This window comes from Photobacterium sp. OFAV2-7 (assembly GCF_022347985.1).
Lineage (GTDB): Bacteria > Pseudomonadota > Gammaproteobacteria > Enterobacterales > Vibrionaceae > Photobacterium.
Window position 1 is genome coordinate 1 of record NZ_JAKRFQ010000262.1, and the last position, 5,880, is coordinate 5,880.

A 5,880-nucleotide genomic window follows, 5' to 3' on the forward strand; every position below is an offset into this window, starting at 1 on the left:
CAATTGCGGTTTCGGCCTGGTCCCACTCGGCAATTTCTTTGGCAAGGGCCGCACTGGCTGCGGCAGCGTTTCGCGACTGGATGGCACTGGCGGCCTCAGAGGCCGCTTTGCTGGCTTTTTCGGTGGCGGTGGCTGCGTCAGCCGAAGCGCTGGCGACCTTAGCATCAATTGTGGTTTTGGCGTCAATGTATTCACTCAACAGCTGAGTTGTTTGGCTGCTGAGCTGACTGACCGAATTAACTAATTCTTGGCTCAAAATACCCCCCCGGGTTTTGATGAGAACTGACGGTTATCGGGCGCCTTCGGAGGCTTTGATAAGTTGGGATTTGGCGCTGTCTGCAGCGGCTTTGTCGCCCAGGGAAGTGGCGAAGGACTGGAAATGAAGCTGTGCCTTGTTGCTCTCGCTCGCGTTCTGGCCATCCTTGTTGTAAGCGCGGTACATCATGAAATCGACCACCACACCCTCATACAAATCAGGAAGCGGAAAATCATCAGTCTCCGATCCTGCTGCCAAGTTGCGCGAGTAGACAAACTCGATAGTGACCTCCGCCGTCGGCTTGGGGTAGACAAACAGCGTGGTCTCGTCCAGCTCGTTACGGGTCCAGCAAGAAGGTACCCCTTCGGTAACACGCCAGTCCGGGTACAGCTGGTTTAGCTTGTTGATATCCACATACTGAGCGGCAATGTTATCGATATGGTTCACCGTCAGAATCTGGTAAGCGTCGTCAGGCAACGTCAACGTATTACCAGTTAGCTGCTTGTTTGCGGTGGTTCGGCTTAGGTCCGGACGGCGTATCAGAATGGCAGCAATAGCATCGTTCAGGTAATCAATCAGCTCGGCCCGCGTCCAGCGAACATTACGCGGGTCCACAAGATCGCGAGAGACACGATCAACAATCTCTTGTACTTTCATCAGAAAAACTCTCTTCTTCGAACAGGGTTGCGAAAGCTCAGGTCTGGACTGGCTTCAAGACGGAACCGTGCGGCTTCTCGGTAGGATTCAACAAACTTACGGTCGTGAAAGGCAGACAGCTCGGCATTGAACCAGTCGCTGTCAGGTTGGCTATAGAGCAAACTGGCGGCACCGGCACAAATACCGTCGAGATAGTCATCAAGCAGAATCACCGGTAACTGTGTTGCATGCTGTGTAGGCTCAAGAGCACACACCACAATTACATTGGTATGGCTCTCAAGAAAACGCACCTCATCACGGCTAATAACCAGGTAATCGACGTTAAGCTGGAGCAAGTCGCCCTCAGCAGTTACGCTCATCACCTCTGATGATTTATAGCTATTCTCTGTTGCTTCGTTCTCGCTGCTATCAACAACAACATTAACGGTCTGCCCTGCACTCACCTGCTCCATGCTACGATGAAACGTCACCACTTTGCTTTGCCGGCAAAACACCTGAGAAGCTTTAACGATTGCATCAGTCATGAGCCCGGGTAGCGGAACGTTAATCAACTGGCGCAAGCTGGGTATAAAGTCAGAAACAGAGACAGACCGCATAGTTAAGCTCCCTGCCGGATAGCATCACGAACACGAGTTCGGAACTGTTCAACGCTCTCGTTAGAACCTTTCGCAGCAATGTCGAGCTCTTGCGCCGCCACAAAGGTTGCAAGTTTAGCGCTGGTGTTGAGCTTATTCAGATCAACTTCATCCCCATCGACCACCACGACCATGCTCTCTTCTGCAGCTTTCTTCGCTGCTTGTTCGGCAGCTGCTGTTGCTTCTGCCTCTAGCTTGTCGGCCTTCTCTGCTTCCGATACCTGCCAGTCTTTAAACTCGCTGGTCTCGATCCACACCGTTGGGTAATCCAACAAGCGATGCGCTACATCAGCAGGTGTCGGCACTGACTTGAAGCGAGGAAACACAAGTCGGGTACCCGCCACGGTGTCACGCTTTACGGCCTTAGGCCCAATGTAAGTAATCTCAATACTGTCAGACATAAATACATCCCAATAATAAAGGGAGCCGAAGCTCCCTAATGTGTTTTATCGCTGTGATTAATAGCCAATCACCGTGTACTCAGGCATGATCGCCAACTCACCTGTAGCTGGCGCTCCCTTGATTGTTGCCGTCAGAGGAACCTTCTCATCCAGATAAGCCGGTACAATCGGAATAATGGTTGCATTCGCAGTCGCGACATCTACTCCTGCCTTTAGCACAGTGTTACCGGCCTTAATATCGACGGTGACATTATTACCCAGGCCATCGGTTACGATACGCAAACCCACAACCTTCAGGCCGATAGGCATTTCAACCATCTCGACAACATCATTAACCGCAGCGCCTGCAAGCACGACCTTTGATTCCGCGACTGACAAGTTGCCAGCCGCGCCGATATAAATACGATCCGCCATACTTGGCGCTTTAATCGTAGCCATAAGATAGACCTTCTAATTAAGTGGAGTTACAGCGTCACTGCGGTATCTACAGCGATAATGCCGTGGTCATTGACGCGACCGTTCTTGTCTTCAAAACGGATCTTCTTCAGGCCGTTCATCCAGGCGATGGAGATTTCTGTGCCGTTACCGTGATCGGTCTTCTCTTCGTGCATAGAGAAATGGTTGCCCGACTTGGTTGAACCCCAGGCATTCGCCAGAGCCTGACCACCTAGCAGCATTGCTCGATCAATGGTGGTGCCTGCCGTCTTCTGGCTTACTGTTGCCACGTCGTCGTTGTTACACACATCAACCGTAGAGCCTGTATTGAAGCGGATTGGCATTCCCTTGTACTTACGCACCAAGATATTGCCGCGCATAGCACACTCACCCGCAAACACCGGATGCTTGAAGTTACGGGCACGGTTTAGTGCTGACGCTACAAGCTGCTGCCAGTCCTTATAGGTAGAGGTCTGCTCCCACATGTGCCACTGACGCGGGGTAACCTCAAGCAAGTAGAACGGCTCATCGCCTGCCAGTTCATCGGCTTCAAACTTAATCGGCTGTAGCGGATGGGCCATCTCCTCGAGATAGAGCTTTAGGTTATCGACCACATCCATGCCGAATACGTCCGCCGCATCCAACCCTTCAAAGCTAGTCGCATCGCCACCAAAGAAATGGCGGTCATACGTTGGCGGCGTGATGTCATTAACCACAATTTCCTGATACTCAGGGTGATTGGCAAGCGGCAGAATGATGTCATCCTGCACGTAATCACCACGAGCTCCTGCCATGTGAACCGTCGCAATCTGGTCTTGCAGATCATTGAAGTAAGGGCCAAGCAAAGTACGGGCGGTCTTCTTGATATCATGAGCGGTACGCTGCTGCGACATCTTACCGCCAGCATCAACCAGGTGACGTCCTTGGTTAATACCTAGTTCAAAGTTGGAGAAGTCTAGGCCTTCACCACGGCCCGCCAACTTCTTATCACCCATGGTCGGGCGTTTAGATAGTTTGTGAACGATCTGCATATCGACGGTTTCACCCGCTCCTTTTTGCAGATCAGTCACCCGAACAATCGGGGCGTGTGGTGAAGTTTGTTTATTGCCCTTCTTATCGCCTGTTGCTGCCTTAGGTGCGGCCTCAGTCAGCATGTTAACGAACGAGCGATTCCGGTTCGCTGCTGTAAACAGCGCAACCTCTTGGATTCTCTGCGCCTGCTGGCGCGTTATGGTAGTCATGAATTGGCTCCTGAAACGAAAAAACCCGCCAATTCGGGCGGGTTTCAGGTAATTAAGTTAGCCTCATAAAGAGTCGGCTTGTTCCAGTAGCGCATCAATCTGCGCCGGGGTCATGCCGTCAAACAAGCTTTCAAGCTGACCACTGTCCATGCCTGCGGCTTGTTCTAGAAGACTCCCGGTATGCGTATTGGATGCGCCTACATCGGACGGCGAGTTAGGCAGGCTTTGGCTGGCAGCCTTCTCCACTACCTCTTTCGCCTTTTCGGTAACAGATTCATTTGGTACTTCTGGCTCAGCGGCCTCACTTGGCGTATCTGGTTCAGGTGGTTGCTCAACCTCTCCAAACGCAAGCTTGGTTCGCCTTACCACTTCAGCCAAACGTTCTGATGCCGGTTTGCCTTGATAGGCGGGATCGGAAAGCAAAGTATCATCAATGTGCAAAGCTACATTCCAGCGGTCGCCCTGCTCTTCCTGCCATGAGCTTAAGTCCGAGTTATCACTTATTGCCGCAACAACAGGATCAACATCTGGCGCTGGCTGCTCTTCCTGAGCTGGGGCCTGTGCCTGAACCTTGGCAATCAACGTCGAGATAACCGGGGCTAGCTCAGGATAGTTTTCTTGCAAGTCATCAAGCTGTTCATCGGTGATTTTGAGATTTTCTGGTAAGTCAGCAGGATCAACACCCAGCTTCTGAAGCTGTTTATCACGCACCTCTAGCAGACGCTCTGTTTTCTCGAAATCAGCCTCACGCTGTTTCGATGCCGCAAGTTCCTCTTGCAAGCGTTGGTTCTGGGCACGCTCAGCTTCTAGCACCTCATACGGAATACGGTGCTCACCATCTTTGGCAGCAATGTACTTCTGAGGTTGTTCTTCCTGTTTTTCTTCGCCCTGTTCTGGCTCTTCCTGCTCCGCAGCTGCCGGGGCTGCGTTCGTATCGGCTTCTGAGCTGGCTTCGTCAGTGTCAGTTTTCGGCTCTGGCGCTTCATCGACAACGGGCTCAGCTTCAGTTGGTTCGTCAACCAACACCGCATCATCCAGTTCATCCAACATGGCTTCCAGTTCTTCTAGCGTTTCGTTACCAGTAATATTCTCAATGTTCATTTGCTTACTTCTCCGTAATGTAGACGTATCGCTGTCTGTGCGGCTAAGAGCTCTCGATGAAAACGCTTAGCGGCACATACGAAAAAGCCCCCGCTATTAGCGAGGCTCAGATACAAAAAAAGCTGCCACCCGAAGGCGCAGCTTTACACGATGGTCAAATAATGCCCGAGTTTTTGGCAAGATACAAGGATGCTATTAATTAGTACGGCTTAGTAAACAAATATGAATTGCAGGCCTTTATCGTCTTATCAATCTCAGCAAAGAGATTACACGCTTATAAATAAGTGCCTAACATTCCATATACTATAATCAGCATTTTTTACAATATCATTCCCCATGCAAATAGGTAACCACTATGCATAAAGAACAAAGTAATACAAAGAGCTTATTCAACAGCATAGTAGTATCAGAAATATGGCGTTTTAGTTTAACCTTCAAAAGCTTAGATGAGATTGGAAATGAAAAGCTAACGCCACACCTAATCAAAAACAATATTAATAAGCGCTTATTGGCAAAACTAGGGTGGACAAACAAAAACATATTACACGATCCCATATATGAGTACTTATCAACGAAGGTTACAGAGTGTTTTGACTCTCCAATGTTTGATGTTAAGTTGGCAGATTACCAAGTAAAAGAAGGTTCTCTTATTGTTGAGTTTTATCTATATCTAACTAACATCGATGTAAATGATGTAAAAGATATAAAAGATAGTATCATTGAATATGGTGCCATTCGACAGGCTATTGATTACTTCAAAAAAGATATTAATTTCTTGTTTCAATCTATCGCTAAGGGAGCAAACCTCTCTTGTGAAGTGATAAGAGAACTTATAAGCAAGAAGGAAATTAAAAGTAGCCACATTCAATTAGAAAACAACATTCAATTCGATAATAATGGAAGTGTTAGTCAACCAGTTCACGAACCGCCTTACGCTCCAGAAGAAAATAATATCGAAAGCAAATACCCGACAACAACAAATAAAAGTTATAACTACCCTAGCATACCCACACAGATGCAAGTGACTAACCTTCGTAGCCTCACATTAGTATTATCAACAATTTTTTTAGTATTCTTTTTATTTCTCGCAGCACTTTTGGATATCATCAACATTCGGTTACCAAATGAAAGTAACCAGATTAAGGCAAGCGTAA

The 5,880-nt window shown here is 48.7% G+C and carries 8 protein-coding genes; 1 reads left to right on the forward strand and 7 read right to left on the reverse strand.

Features of this window, described 5'->3' with window-relative positions:
- From MHN01_RS13980 to MHN01_RS14010, 7 genes are all read right to left on the reverse strand, one after another.
- A partial coding sequence (locus tag MHN01_RS13980) for a hypothetical protein (RefSeq protein WP_239411904.1) occupies positions 1-256 on the reverse strand: 256 nt, incomplete at its 3' end.
- 33 nt (positions 257-289) lie between these two features.
- Positions 290-913, reverse strand: a complete 624-nt coding sequence (locus tag MHN01_RS13985) for a DUF6682 family protein (RefSeq protein ID WP_239411905.1) — start codon at positions 911-913, stop codon at positions 290-292.
- Complete coding sequence (locus MHN01_RS13990) at positions 913-1,509, reverse strand: hypothetical protein (RefSeq protein WP_239411906.1); 597 nt, start codon at positions 1,507-1,509, stop codon at positions 913-915. The genes MHN01_RS13985 and MHN01_RS13990 overlap by 1 nt, the downstream gene beginning before the upstream one ends.
- 2 nt (positions 1,510-1,511) lie before the next feature.
- The gene (locus tag MHN01_RS13995; RefSeq protein ID WP_239411907.1) at positions 1,512-1,949 is read right to left on the reverse strand and encodes a hypothetical protein; all 438 of its coding nucleotides are present in this window, start codon (positions 1,947-1,949) and stop codon (positions 1,512-1,514) included.
- Positions 1,950-2,006: 57 nt separating this feature from the next.
- Positions 2,007-2,387, reverse strand: a complete 381-nt coding sequence (locus MHN01_RS14000; RefSeq protein WP_239411908.1) for a hypothetical protein — start codon at positions 2,385-2,387, stop codon at positions 2,007-2,009.
- 26 nt (positions 2,388-2,413) lie between these two features.
- Positions 2,414-3,625, reverse strand: coding sequence for a DUF4043 family protein (locus MHN01_RS14005; RefSeq protein WP_239411909.1), 1,212 nt, complete (start codon positions 3,623-3,625; stop codon positions 2,414-2,416).
- Between the two features lie 63 nt (positions 3,626-3,688).
- Positions 3,689-4,726 (reverse strand): hypothetical protein, encoded by a 1,038-nt coding sequence (locus MHN01_RS14010; RefSeq protein WP_239411910.1) that lies wholly within the window; start codon positions 4,724-4,726, stop codon positions 3,689-3,691.
- A gap of 355 nt (positions 4,727-5,081) precedes the next feature.
- On the opposite strand from MHN01_RS14010, the gene MHN01_RS14015 reads away from it, so the two are divergent.
- On the forward strand, positions 5,082-5,880 hold a 799-nt coding region (locus MHN01_RS14015), incomplete at its 3' end, for a hypothetical protein (protein WP_239411911.1).